The organism is Herbaspirillum robiniae (genome assembly GCF_002213415.1).
In the GTDB taxonomy this organism is placed as follows: Bacteria; Pseudomonadota; Gammaproteobacteria; order Burkholderiales; family Burkholderiaceae_D; genus Herbaspirillum; species Herbaspirillum robiniae.
The window spans coordinates 380,500-398,072 of sequence record NZ_NJGU01000004.1 but is presented as its reverse complement, the minus strand read 5'-3'; the positions used below and the strand labels follow the sequence as shown (position 1 = coordinate 398,072).

Annotated in this window: 17 protein-coding genes; 3 read left to right on the top strand and 14 right to left on the bottom strand. The window is 66.0% G+C overall.

Going from position 1 to position 17,573, the window contains the following annotated elements; translation table 11 throughout:
- The first annotated feature begins 168 nt into the window (after nt 1-168).
- Nucleotides 169-837: a GntR family transcriptional regulator gene (locus CEJ42_RS08455; RefSeq protein WP_079214683.1), complete on the top strand. Its 669-nt coding sequence runs from the start codon at nt 169-171 to the stop codon at nt 835-837.
- 61 nt (nt 838-898) lie between these two features.
- Here CEJ42_RS08455 and CEJ42_RS08450 read toward each other — a convergent pair whose 3' ends face one another.
- The 6 genes from CEJ42_RS08450 to CEJ42_RS08425 form a co-directional block, all read right to left on the bottom strand.
- Nucleotides 899-2,200: a M20/M25/M40 family metallo-hydrolase gene (locus CEJ42_RS08450; RefSeq protein ID WP_079214682.1), complete on the bottom strand. Its 1,302-nt coding sequence runs from the start codon at nt 2,198-2,200 to the stop codon at nt 899-901.
- 61 nt (nt 2,201-2,261) lie between these two features.
- Nucleotides 2,262-3,161 carry a pseudouridine synthase gene (locus CEJ42_RS08445; protein ID WP_079214681.1) on the bottom strand — a complete coding sequence of 300 codons (900 nt, stop codon included), beginning with the start codon at nt 3,159-3,161 and terminating at the stop codon, nt 2,262-2,264.
- The gene (locus CEJ42_RS08440; RefSeq protein ID WP_088750616.1) at nt 3,158-4,555 is read right to left on the bottom strand and encodes a type II toxin-antitoxin system HipA family toxin; all 1,398 of its coding nucleotides are present in this window, start codon (nt 4,553-4,555) and stop codon (nt 3,158-3,160) included. Before CEJ42_RS08440 ends, CEJ42_RS08445 begins: the two co-directional genes overlap by 4 nt.
- Nucleotides 4,552-4,860 (bottom strand): helix-turn-helix domain-containing protein, encoded by a 309-nt coding sequence (locus tag CEJ42_RS08435; RefSeq protein ID WP_088750615.1) that lies wholly within the window; start codon nt 4,858-4,860, stop codon nt 4,552-4,554. Before CEJ42_RS08435 ends, CEJ42_RS08440 begins: the two co-directional genes overlap by 4 nt.
- Before the next feature lie 212 nt (nt 4,861-5,072).
- Nucleotides 5,073-5,261: a YjfB family protein gene (locus tag CEJ42_RS08430; protein WP_079214678.1), complete on the bottom strand. Its 189-nt coding sequence runs from the start codon at nt 5,259-5,261 to the stop codon at nt 5,073-5,075.
- A 312-nt stretch (nt 5,262-5,573) separates the two neighbouring features.
- Nucleotides 5,574-5,762, bottom strand: a complete 189-nt coding sequence (locus tag CEJ42_RS08425) for a hypothetical protein (protein WP_079214677.1) — start codon at nt 5,760-5,762, stop codon at nt 5,574-5,576.
- A 377-nt stretch (nt 5,763-6,139) separates the two neighbouring features.
- Here CEJ42_RS08425 and CEJ42_RS08420 point away from each other — a divergent pair, with 377 nt between their 5' ends.
- The gene (locus CEJ42_RS08420) at nt 6,140-8,191 is read left to right on the top strand and encodes a site-specific recombinase (protein ID WP_088750614.1); all 2,052 of its coding nucleotides are present in this window, start codon (nt 6,140-6,142) and stop codon (nt 8,189-8,191) included.
- A gap of 12 nt (nt 8,192-8,203) precedes the next feature.
- Here the strand turns inward: CEJ42_RS08420 and CEJ42_RS08415 are convergent, their stop codons facing one another.
- From CEJ42_RS08415 to CEJ42_RS08380, 8 genes are all read right to left on the bottom strand, one after another.
- Nucleotides 8,204-9,100 (bottom strand): anti-sigma factor family protein, encoded by an 897-nt coding sequence (locus tag CEJ42_RS08415; RefSeq protein WP_088750613.1) that lies wholly within the window; start codon nt 9,098-9,100, stop codon nt 8,204-8,206.
- Nucleotides 9,097-9,660, bottom strand: coding sequence for an RNA polymerase sigma factor (locus CEJ42_RS08410; protein WP_079214674.1), 564 nt, complete (start codon nt 9,658-9,660; stop codon nt 9,097-9,099). Before CEJ42_RS08410 ends, CEJ42_RS08415 begins: the two co-directional genes overlap by 4 nt.
- 21 nt (nt 9,661-9,681) lie before the next feature.
- Nucleotides 9,682-10,053: a COG4315 family predicted lipoprotein gene (locus CEJ42_RS08405; RefSeq protein WP_079214673.1), complete on the bottom strand. Its 372-nt coding sequence runs from the start codon at nt 10,051-10,053 to the stop codon at nt 9,682-9,684.
- Between the two features lie 118 nt (nt 10,054-10,171).
- Nucleotides 10,172-10,672: a group I truncated hemoglobin gene (locus CEJ42_RS08400; RefSeq protein WP_243397821.1), complete on the bottom strand. Its 501-nt coding sequence runs from the start codon at nt 10,670-10,672 to the stop codon at nt 10,172-10,174.
- A 10-nt stretch (nt 10,673-10,682) separates the two neighbouring features.
- The gene (locus tag CEJ42_RS08395; protein WP_088750612.1) at nt 10,683-11,690 is read right to left on the bottom strand and encodes a DUF3034 family protein; all 1,008 of its coding nucleotides are present in this window, start codon (nt 11,688-11,690) and stop codon (nt 10,683-10,685) included.
- Nucleotides 11,691-11,811: 121 nt separating this feature from the next.
- Nucleotides 11,812-14,202, bottom strand: coding sequence for a putative bifunctional diguanylate cyclase/phosphodiesterase (locus CEJ42_RS08390; RefSeq protein WP_079214670.1), 2,391 nt, complete (start codon nt 14,200-14,202; stop codon nt 11,812-11,814).
- 52 nt (nt 14,203-14,254) lie between these two features.
- On the bottom strand, nt 14,255-14,842 hold the full coding sequence (locus CEJ42_RS08385; protein ID WP_088750611.1) for a methylamine utilization protein: 588 nt from the start codon (nt 14,840-14,842) through the stop codon (nt 14,255-14,257).
- A 208-nt stretch (nt 14,843-15,050) separates the two neighbouring features.
- Nucleotides 15,051-15,677, bottom strand: a complete 627-nt coding sequence (locus tag CEJ42_RS08380; RefSeq protein ID WP_079214668.1) for a TetR/AcrR family transcriptional regulator — start codon at nt 15,675-15,677, stop codon at nt 15,051-15,053.
- A 265-nt stretch (nt 15,678-15,942) separates the two neighbouring features.
- Here CEJ42_RS08380 and CEJ42_RS08375 point away from each other — a divergent pair, with 265 nt between their 5' ends.
- Nucleotides 15,943-17,451 (top strand): efflux transporter outer membrane subunit, encoded by a 1,509-nt coding sequence (locus CEJ42_RS08375; RefSeq protein ID WP_088750610.1) that lies wholly within the window; start codon nt 15,943-15,945, stop codon nt 17,449-17,451.
- The last annotated feature ends 122 nt before the right edge of the window (nt 17,452-17,573 follow it).

Here is a 17,573-nt window from a genome sequence, read left to right as displayed (position 1 = left end):
CAGGGATTGATGGATGTTGCTTTTGAAACTACGTGTCTTTGGGCTACGTGTTTTTTTATGATCGCATCGTGTATACAATTTCTTCTGAAAAGCATACATTGTCAAGCACCAAACCAATTTAAAATATTGTCTTGTATGCAATCCTGAGCTTCCTGGAAGGATTTCAAGATGGAAACCGCCAAAAAACGTTCTGAAACCCTGCGCGAATCGATCGAGGAACTGATCGCCGTCGGCAAGCTGGTGCCGGGCCAGCACCTGGACGAGACTTCGCTGGCCGAAGAGTTCGGCGTCTCGCGCACGCCCATCCGCGAGGCGCTGATCCAGCTGGCCTCGATGGGCATCGTCGAGATGCGGCCGCGTCGCGGGGCCATCGTGGCCGAGATCGGCCCGCAAAAACTGATTGAAATGTTCGAGGTCATGGCCGAGTTCGAGGCCATGTGCGGCCGCCTGGCGGCGCGCCGCATGACGCCGGCCGAGCACGCCGAACTGCTGGCGGCGCACCAGGCCTGCCAGGCCGCGCGCGACGCCTCGGATCCGGACGCCTACTTCTACCTCAACGAGGTCTTCCACGACCACATCTACGCCGGCAGCCACAACACCTTCCTGGCCGAACAGGCGCGCGCCCTGCACCGCCGCCTGCGCCCTTACCGCCGCCTGCAGCTGCGCGTGCGCGACCGCCTGAAGATGTCCTTCGACGAGCACGGCGCGGCGGTGAACGCCATCATCGCCGGCGACGAAGAAAAGACCATGGAAACGCTGCGTCACCACATCATGATCCAGGGCCAGCGCTTCGCCGACCTGGTGGCGTCGCTGCACCAGCTGAAGTCCGCCGCCTGAGCCTCAAAAAAAACGGCGGCCCGTCATCGGGGCCGCCGCCTTTCCTGCCTTCCTTGCTACCTCACTTCACCTTGTCCTGCGCCACATCCATGATCAGGCGCGCGGAGAGGTACAGACGCGGCACGATGGTGTCCAGCAGCACGTACTCGGCATCGTTGGAGTGCGCGCCGAAGCCGCTCAGCCCCATGCCCTCGATCACCGCGCCACGGCTCTTCAGGGCCGCGAAGGCCGCGTCCGTGCCGCCGCCGGTGGCCACCTCGGCGACGTTGAGCGGCATGCCGATCTCTTCATAGATGCCGCGCGCATGCGCCGACACCTTGCGCGACGCCGGCGTGGCCTCCAGCGGCGGACGACGCATCTCGAACTTCACGCCGACCTTGGCTTCAGGGATCAGTTGCTTCTTGATGCCGTCGTTCAGGCGCTGCTGCAGCTGCTCGAAGTCGGCCACCTTCAGCGCGCGCGCATCGGCCTGCGCGCTGGCGGCGGCCGGAATGACGTTGCGGTTGGTGCCGGCCTGGGCCACGGTCCAGTTCAGTTTCAGGCCGCGCTCGGGCTGGGACAGCTTGTCCAGCTGCAGCAGCTGGTGCGACAGCTCGTAGAGCGCGTTGACGCCCTTCTCCGGCGCCGCGCCCGCATGCGAGGATTTGCCGGTCACGCTCAGGTAGGCCGCGCCGATACCGCTGGTGGCCAGGCGCAGCTGGCCGTCGGCACCGCCGCCCTCGAAGGACAGCACCACGTCCTGCTCGGCGCCGTATTTCGTATGCAGGCTGCGCCCGCCGGGCGAGCTGATTTCCTCGTCGCCGTTGATCAGCACGGTCAGCGTGTCGTAGTCCTTGAAGCCCGCCTTCTGCAGGATGGCGACGGTGTGCAGGATGGTGGCGATGCCCTGCTTGTCGTCGGCGATGCCCAGGCCGTAGGCCTTGTTGCCGTCCACGCGGAACGGCTGGTCTTTGAGCATGCCGCGCAGGTAGACCGTATCCATGTGGGCGATCAGCATGATCTTGCGCTTGCCGGTGCCCTTGAACTCGGCGTGCACCACCTGGCCGATCTTCTCGGGGGTGTCGTCCATGCGGTAGACCTCGGGCGCGTCGAGCAGCTCGGCGCGCCCGCCCAGCGCGGCCAGACGGTCGCGGATCAGCGCGGCGATCCTGGCCAGGCCTTCCAGGTCCTTGCTGCCGGACTCGATGCCGACCAGGTCGCGCATGGTGTCGATCAGGCCGGCCTTCTCCTGCTGGGCCAGGTCGTAATACGGAGCTTGCGGCGCGGCCAGCGCCGGTTGCATGGCCTGCGCGCCGAGCGCAAGCAGGGTTGCGGCGATAATTTTCAGAGGGGTTTTCTTATGCAATGCGAAAGCAGATGTCATTGAGGTCTCTCTCTTGGATGGATCATGGTCTTGCGGCTACCGATTGTAGCGGCATCGATTTTCAGAGCGTGCGTTCGCTCGCAAAATGACGCTCGCCGCCGTCCAGCGGATCGATGAAAAACAGCGACCGCGCCAGCAGCTTCAAGGGCTTGTCGAGCTCGTCGGCCACGCCCACCGGCACCGCGTCCGGATAGAACAGGTCGTTGACGATGGGCATGCCCAGCGATGCCATGTGCACGCGCAGCTGGTGACGCCGGCCGGTGACCGGTTCCAGCCGGTACAGGCCGAACGCCCCGCGCGCCTCGATCAGCGAGATATGGGTTTCGGAATTCGGCTCGCCCGGCGCCTCATGCATCTTGAAGAACTGCTCCGGGATCTCCTCCACGCGGCTGCGATGCACCAGCGGCAGCTGCAGGTCGGCGCGCAGCGGCGCGATCGCCTCGTAGACCTTGAACATCGTGCGCTGCTGGAACATCGACTGGTACTTCCCGCGGCTGGCGGGATTGTGCGAGAACACGATCACGCCGGCGGTCTCGCGGTCCAGCCGGTGGATGGGCACCAGGTCGGCGAAACCGGTGGCCTTCTTCAGCCGCACCAGCAGCGTCTCCTGCACGAAGCGCCCGGTCGGGATCACCGGCAGGAAGTGCGGCTTGTCGGCCACCAGCAGGTGCTGGTCGATATGCAGGATCTTTTCTTCCACCGGGATGCGCTCTTCCGCCTGCGGCAGCTCGCGGTAGTAGAAGATGCAATCGCCGCTGCGATAGGGCGACTCCGGCCGCAGCGCCTCGCCGTGCTGATTGCGCACTTCGCCGCGCAGCAGGCGCTCGCGCCAAGCCTCGGCCGGCACGGCGCTGAAACGTTCGGCGAGGAAAGACAGCATGTCGCGCCACGGCCCCGGCTGCAGCCAGAGGTAACTGGGCGACAGGCCGTCGCGCACGGGCAGTGTCGGCGTGGGCCTCATGCGCCCTCTCCGCGTCCGGCATCGCCTCCACCATCGCGCCCCGCCTCGCGGCGCGCCGCACGGCGACGCCAGGCGGCCACGCTGGCATTGGCGTCGATATGCGCCTGCAGCCTGGCGCGCTGGGCATCGGTGAACGGCAGCTCGCGGATCAGCGCCGGCCACTGCGTCATGGCGCGCTCCACGGTCTCCACCAGCACCGCCTGCAGCTTGGGTTCGGGAATGCTCCACAGGTTGGCCAGCTGGCGCAGGACGGCGGGCGTGAGCAACTGCTTGCCCTTCTGTCCGGGCACGAACGCCAGGGCATGGCCGTCGCCGCCGACGTAGGCCGCGTAGGCCACGATGTCATAGGCCGGCGACAGCACCGCCTCTTGCTGCCGGCCTGATGTGTCCGATACGCGCGACGGATCCGGAATGCCATACAGCAGGCTGAAGTTCTTCAGGTGGGCGTCGAAATTGCCCAGCAACTCATTGACCTTGATCCGCCGCAGCAGCTCGAACACGTCCTCGACGCCGCGCGCGCTGCGCTCCTTGAGCACCACGCCCAAGGCGGCATAGGTGCCGACATATTTGGCGCCGGGCGCGGTGCCGGTGACCTGGGCGAAATCTTCCATGTGGCGGCGGCCGGTGGGCGTGGGCGCGTCGCGGTCGAAACGATGCACCAGCAGGAAACGGCTGGCGTCGTTGCGCAGGCCGAACGGCAGGTGCTCGGCGATGACCGACAGCGGTTCCAGTTCGAACGTGCAGACGTTCACGCCGGCGGCCGCGGCCAGCGTCAGCGAAGAAAACTCGACCTGCGGCATGTTGGGGTAATCGGTGGCGGGCAGCTTGGCGATGAAATGGGCGCCGGCGCGATCCCTGGAGCGCATCACGTAGCGCCCGCCCGGCTCCTTCACCAGCGCCAGCTTGGGTTGCACGCCGGAGAGCGATTCGCCGCCCGGCACCGGCAACTGGCCCGAGCTCATCTCGTAGCTGTCATGCCCCTGCCCCAGCAGCCGTCCCAGGTCGCGCTCGTCGAGCTCCTCGGCCACGGCCGAGACATCGCCGGGCAGGTCCTTGCCGCAATAGGCCAGCAGGCCGAACTCGTCGTCCGGCGCCAGCCCCGCGCGCTGCACGAGATGCTTGCGCAGCTGTCCTTCGGGCAGCAGGTTCTGGAAGAACGGCGGCAATCCGCCTTTGCCGTCGCCGCGATTGGCGGCCAGGGTCGGATCGAGCAACTGGGCGCGCGTGCGCTCCTCGGTCGAGGCGCAATACAGCTGGGAGAGCACGGGGCGCGACGGCCCCTGCATCGCATAGCCGTCGTCGAAGCGGAAATAACAGCGCCCGTCGTCCAGCGCGAACAGCGAACCGGCGTCGGTCGTACCCAGGCGCACGCGCAGCGAACGCAGCATGCTCATGGCTGTCCACCTTGCCGCATCAGTTGCTGCAGGCGCTGCGCCAGTTCGGTCTGGCGGCCGGCGCTCTCGCCGACGGCGTCGGCGGCGCGCATGCCGGCGGCCTGCTGCGGCACCAGCAGCAGCTCCAGCCCGAGCTCGCTGCACAGCGACAGCAGCTTGCCCAGCTCGATGTTGCCCTTGCCGGTTTCCAGCGCCAGCAAGGTGTTGCGATGCATGCCGGCCAGTGCGGCCAGTTCAACGGCGGTCAGCCCCCTGGCCTTGCGGGCGGTGCGCACACGGCTGCCGATCTCGATCAGGCTTGACATATAAGTCCAATAAAATGGTTTTTTATCTATAGAACCATTATATTGGTCGAGAATGCTTTTTCAAGCATATTTAATTGTTCATTTAAACTTAAGTTGATTTAAATATGCTTTTTATGGCTTTTTCGGGCCATCGACGACGGCCGGCTCATCAATGACCAGGCAAAAAAAATCGCAGCCCGGAGGCTGCGATTTTCAAACCCGAAACAGAACGCTCAGGCGGTCGTATTGACGTTACGGCCGATGTTCGGATTGGCCGGCAACGGCGGCAGGGACTGCAATACGCCGATCGCTGCCGCAGCCTGCGTGTTCAGTGCCTTCTTCAGCATGAGCACGTTGACCTGGTCAGAGGTCTGCGCCGAGGCAAGACTGGTTGCCACCGATGCAATTTGAGAAACATCCATAGACGACTCCTTTGAGGGAAAGGTCACCACCCGGCCGGATTGCGCAAGGCAGTATCTGCTTTACGGCATTCAAACCTGTTTCTTTACATCAATCAAGAATTCAATCGAAATATATCGATTTTCTTTAATGACATATTTGATATTTCCATCAGGAAATATCAAGAAAAGACCGAACCCGTAAAGGTTTGACGCCAGCCCACGCATTTGTTCGAAGCTGAGCCTTGAGGATCTTTCTTGTCGACGTCACAATAAAAAAAATCGCATCCCGAGGGATGCGATCCGAAACATGCGCTCCGACTGCAACGCATTTCATTAGGCGATCGTGTTGATGATCCGACCTATGTTGATATTGGACGGCAGGCGACCAACCGCCGCGACGGCGCCGATGACGTCGTCTGCCGCTTCCTTGGCCACCTTGGTCAGGTCGATGCCGACGGACTCCGCCGCCTTGTTGGCCAGCCAGGCCGTTGCTACACCACTGGCGATAGTTGCCATCTCCATAGGGACTCCTTCGTTGAAGTGCAACCGAACCATCACGCGAATCGCGCAGGCGCACACCTGCCGGCAACAACACCGCCGCAGGTGGCTCAAACCCGGCCTGTGGCCGCCGGGCCGGCGCGATGGCATGCATGGAAAGGCAGGCGCAACGGCCGCCTGTCTTTCCACATGCCGCCGCACGTCCTGCCGGAGTCCCTGACCGGCATGCGTGCGAATGCGCTCTTTACGCAATGGGCACATGTGTTAGCGGCAAGGCCGTTCGAAGTCTTAACAGCGATTACATCGTCCTTACCTTACTTTTCATGTGTTAATTTTCAACGCGTCTTGACACGACAAACCCCGCCGCTAGACTTTCGCCCTTTTTCAGACAAAGATTCCTGATGCTCCCAGCCCTCGAACAGATCGCCTCCGCACCGCTGTCCACCGACCTCTCCGGCATCGCCGGCCTGGCCGCGGCGCTGCGCCCGCCGCGCAAGGGCGATCCCGAAGCGGCGACCGGCAACGTGCGCACCCTGACCCGGCTGCTGCGCGACAATCCGCACCACGCGGCCGCGCTGCGCAGCCACCTGATGCACCTGCTGTCGACCCGGCGCCAGGTCAGCCTCTATACCGATACCGGCATCCTCTCCAACGACGGCTTCTTTCATGAACTGCGCCGCCGCATCGCCTACCGGGTGCTGCCGCCGGCGCTGGACGAGCGCAACCTGCAGGATTGCCTGGAGCTGGTGTTCCCGCATGAGAGCGACCATCTCTGGCTGCAGGCCGTGCCGTTCGAGGCCTGGGACGCGCTGTGGCAGGCCATCGCCGGCGCCCCGCAGGAACAGGCGCTGAACCGGGCCGCCGCGCCCGACCAGGGCAAGACGCTGACCGAGCTGCTGCAGGCGATCCAGGTGCTGTCCTACCGCATCAGCGCCATCGGCATGGAGCCGGAGCTGATCCGCATATACAGCGACGTGAAGGCCTTCGAGTCGCCCTTCCTGATGCAGAACGTGGAACTGCACGGCTGGCTGGAAAGCTATCGCCGCCGCCTGCAGGACGACAGCGCGCCGGTGGAGGACGCGCGCCATGTGATGGTGCTGCTGGACCAGTGCCAGGAGGTCGTCGACAAGATCCGCAAGCACGCGCTGCGCATCGGCACCAGCGTCTCGCTAACCTACCGCCTGCTGCGCCTGGAACAAAACCTGACGCGGCTGCGCCAGTTGCTGGCGCTGGCCGAACCGGCGATCACGGACGCGCAGGAGCAGCGCCGCACCGGCCTGGCGCTGGCCATGGAGCTGGTCGAGGCGCACAACCGCAAGTACACGGTGCGCGGCCTGCTGGCCGGCAACATCAATCTGCTGGCGCGCAACATCACCGAGAACGCCAGCCGCACCGGCGAGCACTACATCGCCGAGAACCGCCGCGAGTTCGGCGCCATGTACCGCTCGGCGGCGGGCGCCGGCTTGATCATCGGTTTCATGGCGCTGATCAAGATCCTGTTCTCCTACCTGCACGCGGCGCCGCTGGTGGAGGCCTTCCTGTTCAGCATGAACTACTCGCTGGGCTTCATGCTGATCCACGTGCTGCACTTCACCGTGGCCACCAAGCAGCCGGCCATGACGGCCTCGCGCATCGCCGCCGACCTGCACCGCAGCGGCGACGGCCGCAACCTCGACATCGACAGCCTGGTGGACGTGATCGTCAAGGTGTTCCGCACCCAGTTCGTGGCGGTGCTGGGCAACCTCACCATCGCCTTCCCGATGGCTTACCTGCTGGTGACGCTGTGGTTCCACCTGAGCGGCAATCACTTCGTCGATGCCGACAAGGCCGCGCACCTGCTGCACGACCTCGATCCGGTCGGCAGTCTGGCGTTGTTCCACGCGGCCATCGCCGGGGTGTGCCTGTTCCTGGCCGGCCTGATCTCGGGTTACTACGACAACAAGGCGCTCTACACCCGCATGTCGCAGCGCGTGGTGCGGGCGCGCTGGCTGACCGCCGTGATCGGCAAGCGCGGCGCGCAAAAGCTGGGGGGCTACCTGGAAACCGGCCTGGGCGGACTGATGGGCAATTTCTACTTCGGCATCATGCTGGGCACGATAGGCACGGTCGGCTTCATGCTGGGCCTGCCCATCGACATCCGCCACATCACCTTCTCGGCGGCCAACCTGGCCATCGCGATGGAGGCGCTGCAATGGAACGTGGGCCTGCACACCTTCGTGCTGAGCGCGGTGGGCGTGCTGGCGGTGGGTGCGGTGAACCTGTGGGTGAGCTTTGCGCTGGCGCTGTTCGTGGCGCTGCGTTCGCGCCAGGTGCGCTTCCGCCAGGGCGGCAAGCTGCTCAAGGCGCTGCTGGCGCGGCTGGCGAAAAAACCTGGGGAATTCTTCTGGCCGCCCCGCGACCTGCCGGCGACGTCGCCCCAGGCCGAGGACTCATCCGGATCCGGCCGCGGCTGACGGCGCCCCGGCTCAGTTGGCCGGGCGCGGCACCGGCTCCAGCTGCTCGTAGACCGAGCTGGCGATGCGCGAGAGTTCGTTCCTCGGGATGCCGCCCGAGAGCGCATAGCCGAACTGCCCGTCGATCCAGTAGAACACGTTGACCTTGCCCTCCTGGGCGAAACGGAAACCCGTCCCCTGGCTTTGCACCTGGTCGCGCGACACGTACAGCGTCAGCCGCTGGCCGCCGGCGTCCTGGTACATGAACTGCGCCACCGGCCCGCTCTGCCCCGGCAGGAGACGTCCGCCGATCAGGTCGTAACCCAGCGGCGCCAGCTTGGGCGCGCGCACATTGGCGCCGATGCGGCGCGACAGCCAGGTGACCAGCGCCTGCTCCTGGTCGGCCCCGACTTCCACCGGACGGCGCAGGTCCGGACTGTAGACGTTATGCGCCACCGCCGCCTGGCGCGCCAGCGTGATCGGCGCCACCGCCACCATCTGCGAGCGCAACCCGGGCAGCCATTGCATGGCGCCTTCCTCGGCGGCGCCGTGCAGGACCCAGCCGCCGATACCGCCGGCCACCGCCAGCAGCAGCATGGCCGCATAACGCGACGCATTGCGCCACCAGCCGGCGTTGGCCGCCGGCTCTGTCGTCTCTATCGTCCGGATACGGCCGCGGCTGTCCGGCCGGCGACGTTCGGCCGAGACCGCGAAAGCGGCCAGGCGCGGCGGAACCGGCTCTTCCATCACATCATCGAACAGGGCATGCAGCCCCTGGTTCTGCGCGCGCCAGGCGCGCACGCGTTCCAGCGCTTCCACGTTGGCCGGCTCCCGCTCCAGCCAGGCGGCCACCTCCTGCGCGCGCGCGGGCGGCAGCCTGCCGTCGACGTAGGCGTGCAGATCGGTTTCGCTGATTGCCGGAGTATTCATTTCACCACCTTCAACGAGGCTGCCCCGCTGCCGGCGGGATCGGGCCTTGCGCCCTTGCCGCCTTCCATCAGCAGCCGCAACCGCTCACGGCCGCGCGACAGGCGCGACATGACGGTGCCCACCGGGATGCCCAGGGTCGCCGCCACTTCTTCGTAACGCATTTCTTCCAGCACCACCAGCAGCAGGATCTCGCGCTGCTCGGCGGGCAACAGCCGCAGCGCCGCCTCCAGGTCCAGCGCCACGCTGCGGTCGGCCGGCATCGCATGGGCCGCCATGGCCTCGGCCTCCTCCAGGTCGACGGTCGCCAGCACCGGCCGGCGGCGCTGGTCCACATGCAGGTTATGCATGATGGCAAACAACCACGGCCGCATGTCGCTGCCGCGCTGCCAGCTGTCGAGCTTCTGCCAGCCGCGCTCCAGCGTGTCCTGCACCAGGTCGTCGGCGGCATTGCGGTCGCCCACCAGGGCGCGGGCGTAGCGGCGCAGCCGCGGCAGGCAGGCGAGCATCAGCTGCTCGTCGGCCTGCCGCGCCTGTTCCTGCCTGGCCTTGCGTCCGAACATGGCGGGCGGTCCCAGTCGGCCTTATTGCTTGACCACGTGCCAGATGTCCTTGAAGTTGTCGCCGGCGCGGTCGCCCGGCTTCTTGTCCTGCTCATACAGGTACAGCGGCTTGCCCTGGTAGGCCAGCTGGGCGCTGCCGTCATCGCGGGTGACGGTGGAATACGGCGCGGCGGGCATGCCCATCGGCGCGACCGGCGGCCACAGCTTGGCGCAGGGGCCGTTGCAGGCGCTCTTGCCGCTGTTGGCGGTGTCCTTGTCGAAGGTGTAGACGGTCATGCCCTTGGCATCGACCAGCACGCCGTCCATGGCCTTGACGCCGGCGCTCTGGGCCGCTGCGGAGAACGATGCGCCGGCACAGGCCAGGGCAAAAAGGGAGGTTGCGAGCAGTCTCATGTCATTTCCTTTCTTGGCAGGGTTGCGCGGTTTGCCTTACCCATGCCGAGGTATACGCGCCCTGCTCCCGGATTATTCCCGTTGCCGGAAAATATTTCTTGCGGCTGCCCCGCGCCCTTCAGCGGGTGACCGTATCGCGCTGCATCGGCGCCAGCAACGCCAGCAGGCGGTTCTGGGTGCGCGACGGGATGCCGTTCTTGTCCATGGCGAGCTGCAGGTCTTCCACCAGCGCATTGAAATGCGCATTGGTCAGCTTCAGCCCCTGGTGGACTTCCTTCATCGCGTCGCCCGTATAGGCGCAGCCGCCGCCGCTGATCTGGCAGAACTGCTCGACCAGCATCTTGTCCAGGCGCTGCAGGTTGGTGCCGGCGAAGGTGTGTTTGATGCGCTCGTCGGCCAGCATGGCGGCGACGAAGTCGCTCACCACGCGTTCGATCACCGGCAAGCCGCCGAGGTCCTTGAACAGGCTGGGATCGGCCGTCCTGGCCGGCGCCACGGCGGCCGTGCCGGCGGCTTCCGGGCTGATCTGGGCGAACCCGGCGGCCGGCAGGATCAGGCCCAGCATCAGGCCCAGCGCCGCCAGCGCGCCGCGGCGGATCGGGAAATTGCGTGCGGTCATGGCGGCCTCCTCAGAATCCGGCCTGCAGCGACAGGTAGACGCCGTCCTGCCGCTTGGGGTTGTAGATGGTGATGTCGCCCAGCGACACGTAAGCCAGCGTGACCGACAGGTTCTTGCTGGGGAACCAGGCCACGAAGGCGTCGTAGTAGTCCTTCTCGTTGTCGGCCGTCAGGTTGCGCGGCTTCATGCGGTATTCCGCGCCGATGGCGAGCTTGCGGTTGATCAGGTAGGCCGCCGAGAACTCGCCCATGGGCTGGTAGCGGTCGTTCTTGTCGCCGCCGAAACCGAGGATGCCCATCTGGTTGGCCTTGGTCAGGCGCACCGTGCCGTTGAGCAGGATGCTCTGCTCCAGGAACAGCTTGGTGGCCGAGACGTAGTAATCGATGCCGGCGTCGCTGGCCGCGCCCAGCTGCTTGACGCTGGTCACCGCGCCCAGGCCGCCGATGCCGTTGTTGCGCTTGAACATGGCTCCCACCGAAATCTGCGGCAGCCACTGGTCCTGGTTGTAGACGGCGTCGCCGGCCACCTTGAGCTTCACGCCGAAGATGTCCTGGGTGATCCTGAGGTTGTTGAGCGGCGCCAGGCTGCCGTAGAACTCCTGCTTGGCGGCCGAGAGTTCGACGCGGTCCATGATGCCGACGGCCACGCCGTAGGACTTCAGCTTGTAGTCCTGGGTGGCGACGTAGGTGTAATGCGCGCTGGCGCCGTAGCTGTCGCGCGTGCCGTAGCCGGTGATCAGCGCCCACGGCGTCAGCCCGCCGCCGCCGGCGCCTTCGACCTGGATCACGCCGCCGGTGGCGGTGAGCTTGCCCATGTCCGGCGCCCAGCGGTCGCGCTGCGGCGGTTCGGCCGGATCGGTCCTGGCGCCCTGCAGCGCCTGCTCCGCCTTCTTTTCCTGTGACGCGGCCCACGCCTCCTGCTGCGTTGCCGTCATCTGCGCCATCGCCGGCGCCAGCGGCACGGCCAGGGCCATGCCGGCGAGCAGCGCCGTGCGGCTTGCCTGTTTCAAGCTTTTCATCCTCACCCCTTTGACTGGCCGCATCGCTGCGGCGCTCAGCGCCGGCGGCATGGCATCCCCCCCGGATGCGCCGCCCGCACTACCCCCACAAACCACTATGTCTTGTCGTCGCCGCCGAAGCTCAGACCGCCACGTTCTCCGACTGGTCCAGCATGGCCGGCGCGCGCCAGCTCTGCAGCCATTCCAGGAAACGGTCGACCGGCATCGGCTTGCCCATGAAATATCCCTGCCCCTGGTCGCAGCCCATCTGGCGCAACAGGAACCATACCGCCTCGCTCTCGACGCCTTCGGCCACCACGCGCAGGCCGAGGTTGTGGCCGAGGTCGACGGTGGAGCGCACGATCTTGGCGTCGTCCTGGTCCTGCTCCATCTTCATGACGAAGGACTTGTCGATCTTCAACTCGTCCACCGGCAGGCTCTTCAGATAGGCCAGCGAGGAATAGCCGGTGCCGAAATCGTCGATGCCCAGCGCAAACCCCATGCGCGAGAGGCGGTCGAGCGTGTTCTGCGCGCGCGCCGGATCGTCCATGATGGCGCTCTCGGTGATCTCGAGGCAGATGGCCGTCGGCGACAGCATGTAACGGTTGAGGATGGCGCCGAAGGTGGCCGGCAGCTCCTGGTCCATCAGATCGCGCGCGGAAAGATTGACCGAGAACTTGAGATAGGTCCCCCGGGTCTGCAGCTCGCTGCACAGGCGCGCCACCTTCTCCAGCATGCAGGTGGTCAGCATGCGCACGAAACCGGTGGTCTCGGCGAAGGGAATGAAGTTGTCCGGCCCGATGAAGCCTTTCTCCGGATGCACCCAGCGCACCAGCGCCTCGGCCCCGATCACCTCACCGGAGGCCAGGTCCAGCTTGGGCTGCAGGTACAGCATGAACTCGTCGCGCTCAAGCGCCCGGCGCAGCTCGGAGAGCAGCGACAGGCTTTCCTGGCTGGTCTTGTCGATGGCGGGATCGTAGACCACCACCCCGCTGCCCTTGCGCTTGGCGGTGTACATCGCCACCTCGGCGCGGCTCAGCAGCTCGTCGCTGCTCTGGCCGTGCAGCGGGAAGCCGGCGATGCCGATGCCCGCGCCCAGGTCCACGGTCTGCTCCTGCAGCGACAGCGGATGCTCCAGCGCGCGCAGGATGCGCATGGCCTGCGCCAGCGCCTCGTCGAGGTCGGCGCCGGGCAGCAGGATGGCGAATTCGTCGCCGCCCAGGCGCGCCACCTTGGCGTCCGGATGGCGCAGCTGGTCGGCCAGGCGCCGCGCCACCTGGCGCAGCAAGTCGTCGCCGAAGCTGTGGCCCAGCACGTCGTTGACCTGCTGGAAGCGATCCAGGTCCATCATCAGGATATGGCAGGTGCCGCGCGGCACGGCGCGCGCGGCGGCAATGGCGTCCTTGAGCAGATCGGCGAACTGCACCCGGTTGGGCAGGTCGGTCAGCTGGTCCTGGTACGCCAGGCGGCTGATCTTGAGCTCACGGGTGGCGATCTCCGAACGCATGGTTTCAAAGGCGCCGGCCAGCCGGCCAATCTCGTCCTGGCGGCGGATCTGCACCCCTTCGCTGTAGTCGCCGGCGCCCAGGCGCTTGGCCACGTCGGCCAGCTCGCGCAACGGACTGGTGATGCGGCGCGCCATGACGGCGCTGGCCAGCGCCGCGATCAACACGCCGACGATGCTGATGGTCAGCAGGATCACCTGCAAGCGGTGATACGGCGCCACCGCTTCGCTGATCGAGCGCTGCAGCACCGCCACCGCCTCCTGGCCGCTGGAGGAACGCGCCAGCGGCAGCATCCGCGCGCGGTATTCGTTGCCGTAGATCTGCAGGTCGGAGATGCTCTCGCTCTTCATCGACGGCGCATGGATTTCCTGCGACAGCATCGCCGAGGCGTCCGGCGACAGCGTCGAGACGTCCGCCGCCCAGCCGGCGCCGCCGCGGTTGCTGACCAGGATCGACACCTGCAACGAGGACAGCGCGCGCATGTCGGCAATGAGCTGGCGGTCGACCGGGAAGCCCATCACGACCCAGGCGATGGTGACCGGCGCCTTGATCGGCACCGCCACGATCTGGAACATGCTGTCGCCGACGATGACGTTGTCGGCGGCGCCGTTCTCGGCTTCCGGCTTGCGGATCAGTTCGAGGCTGCTGCGCTGCAGGTCGGTGTCGGGGTATTCGAGGGTGGAGGCGCGGATCTGACCGTCGGTGCCGATCAGCATCGCCATCGACGCGCCGATGCGGGCGCCGTGGTTGGCCAGCACCGAGTTGATGGTATCGCGGTCGTCGGTGCCGATGGCCTGGCGGAAACCGAAGTCGGAGGCCAGCAGGCGCGCGCCCTGCGTGAGTTTCTGGGCGTTCTGGTCGAGCAGGCGCACGAACACGCGCTGGCCGATCACCAGCTCGTCGGTGATGGAATTGCGGGCGTTGCTGTCGATGGCCTTGCGGATGGCGGCGAAGCCGGCCAGCTGCACCACCACGATCAGGATGATGAACAGCGCAACGATCTTGCTTTCCAGACGATATAACCGCACCGGAGCCCCGCTTCCCTAGGTTGATTCGATGTGTGGGTGGAAAGGCGCCGGCTTACAGCGGCACCGCCTTGACGTTCAGTTTCACCGATGCCTTGGCGTCGCCCGCCTGCACCTGCAGGGGCTGCTCTATGGCCGCCTGGTTCTGCGCCATCGTGAAATACCAGGCCTTGAGCGTGTACTTGCCGTTGCCCAGGCCTTCCAGCTTCACCGCGCCGTTGCGGTCGGTGACGCCGAAATACGGCGTGTTGACCACCTGCACGTAAGCCACCATCTGGTCATGGATGTTGCAACCCAGCACCACGGTGCCCGGCTTGTCGAACACCACCGGGCTGCCGGGCGTGCCCGAATACAGCTTCAGCTCGAAGGTCTTGGCCGGGGAAAACGAATAGACGTGGTGGCGCACCGTGTCGTGGTTGGGAAACAGGATAGGCGTGCCGGTCTGCACCACGGTCACCAGCGGGAAGAAGGTCTTGTTCTTTTGCTCGATCTCGGTCTGGCGCGGCGGCTTGGACGGCGCAACGGCGCCCACCGGCTCGGCGTAGACCACGGCGTTGGGCACCGGCTGGCCGGCGGCGTCCAGCACTTCCACCGCGACGGCCGCCCTGGCCTGCGCGCATGCCAGCGCTGCCCCCAGCAGCATTGCCGTTACTGCGGCCCTGGACAGGGCGTTGATTGTTTCCCGCATGATCGATGTAGGTGGATGACGGTTGGCCGGTGCGCTTTTTGTGCGTCCGACAAGAAATTCCGTCCACTATACGGCAGGCCGCAGGAAATGAAATAAGGAAGTTTCTGAGTTGCCAGTTGCCGCGGCATCGGTTTTTTCTCCCCGCGCCGGACGCATGGCGTGATTATGCCGCCGAATCCTTGCGCGGAGCTGTCAGGTAGCCGATCACCGCGGGCAGGATCTCCGGGCGCACGCTGCCGGGCGACAGGCCGCCGGGGCCGGTCAGCACCACCGCATTGATCAGCGCCTTGAGCATGCGCTGCAGCACGAAGGTCGCCACATCCAGGTCGGGCACGGTGACGCTGCCGCGATGCTTTTCCAGCACGCCGCGGATGGCGTCGAAGAAGCGCTGGCGGATCTCGGTCGAGACCGGCAGGTTATAGGCGGGGAATTCCTCTTCCAGGATGCGGTTCAGTTCCGGCTCGACCAGGTGGGCCGCCACCAGCGCATCGATGAGCGCCTCGAAGTCGGTCTGCAGCGAACCGGCGCCGTCGATATGGGCGGCGACGTCTTCGAACAGCGCCAGCATGCGCGTGACGTGGCGCTCGCGCAGGGCGAAGATCAGCGCATCCTTGTTGGGGAAGTACTGGTACAGCGAACCGACGCTGATGCCGGCCGATTCGGCCACCAGGTTGGTGTTGGTCTTGGCGTAGCCGCGCTCCACGAGCACGCGCGACATGGCGTCGAGAATGGTGTCGACCATCGCACGCGAACGTGCCTGGCGGGGTTCTTTACGGGGTTGCAGTTTCATTTTCAGCTTCAGTGATGAATTCGCCGGTCTCCGACGCGAATTCGCAACATGAGTTATTGTTCGTATCTCAGAGTATAATACAAAAATGAGTTTTTACTCGCCAGCATTCTGCAGCGGACTCGCGTAAATAGTTGTAGGCCCCCGGAGACCCCCTCCCCGCCTGCCATAGCGCCCGATCCTGCCACGCTCCGCCAGGCGAGACGAAACCGTCAGAAGAGATCGCAAAAGAACTCGCATCGCCAAAAATTTCACCGTGGAGAATTCTATGAAACGCATCACATCGCCCGCCCTACGGCCGCGGGCGATCGCCGCCGTCGCCGCCATGATCGGCCTCTTGGGGCTGTCGGGCTGCGCCAGCTTCAGCGGTATCGGCAGCGACAAGAAGCTGGCCCAGGCATCCGATTTTGCCACGCAACGCAGTTTGTCGAATCCGCAGCAGCAGAATGCCGGCCAATGGCCCGGCAGCGACTGGGTCCGCCAGTTCGGCGACGCCCAGCTCTCCGCCCTGATCGAGGAGGCGCTGGCCTCCAGCCCCAACCTGCAGCAGGCGCAGGCGCGCATCGCCGCGGCCGGCGCCATGGCCGAAGCCCGCGGCGCGCCGCTGCTGCCCAACGTGAGCGCCGAAGCCTCGGTGATCCGCAACCAGTTCTCCAACACCACCATCTATCCGGAGCCCTACGGCGGCAATTGGTTCAACGAGAAGAAGGCCGGCATCAACATCGGCTACGAACTGGACCTGTGGAACAAGAACCATGCGGCGCTGGCGCAGGCCATCTCCAACGAAAAAGCGGCCGAAGCCGGCGAGCAGGAAGCGCGCCTGGCGCTGACCACGTCCATCGTCTCGGCCTACAGCCAGCTGGCCGCGCAGTACGCGCTGCATGACATCCTCCAGCGCACCGTGGACCAGCGCGAGTCGCTGCAGAAGATCACCGCCGACCGCGTGCGCACCGGCCTGGATACCCAGATCGAACGCAACCAGTCGCGCAGCAGCAGCGCCGACGCGCGCGCCCAGCTGGAACAAAGCGAAGGCCAGATCCTGCTGACCCGCCAGCAGCTGGGCGCGCTGACCGGCAAGGGCCCTGACCGCGGCCTGCAGCTGGCCGCGCCGCAGATGCGCAAGCTGGCCACGCCGGACCTGCCGGCCGACCTGCCGCTGAACCTCCTGGGCCGCCGCCCCGACATCGTGGCCGCGCGCTGGCAGGTGGAAGCGGCCAGCCACGGCATCGACGTAGCCAAGGCGCGCTTCTATCCCGACATCAACCTGTCGGCGATGATCGGCTTCGACACGCTGCTCAACAACAACCCGTTCACCGCCGCCAGCAAGACCATCGCCTTCGGCCCGGCGATCTCGCTGCCGATCTTCGAGGGCGGCGCGCTGCGCGCCGGCCTGAAGGGCGAGTACGCCAACTACGACCTGGCCGTGGCGACCTACAACAAGACGCTCAACGACGCCTATGCCGACGTCGCGCGCCAGATCGCCTCGATCAACTCGACCGAGCGCCAGCTGCCGATCCGGCGCGAGGCGCTGGAAGCGGCCGAGCGCGCCTACAAGCTGGCCGGCGAGCGCTATCGCATCGGCCTGGTGTCGCAGCTGACGCTGCTTTCGGCCGAGACCGCGGTGCTGGCCCAGCGCCAGGCCATGGTCAGCCTGGAAGCTGCGCGACGCGACCAGCAGGTGGCGCTGTATAAGGCGCTGGGCGGCGGCTTCGATGACCGCCAGGCCGGCCTGGCGCTGAACGCTCCGGCCGGCGGCGACGCTCCCAGACAACCTTGACCCTATCAATGACCAGCCTGCCGCCGGACTCTCATCCCATCCGGCCGGCGGCAGGCGCGCCGCACCGCCGGCCAATGGCGGCGCGGCCCGGCAATCGCTTACGAAAAAATCAAACGGAGTAA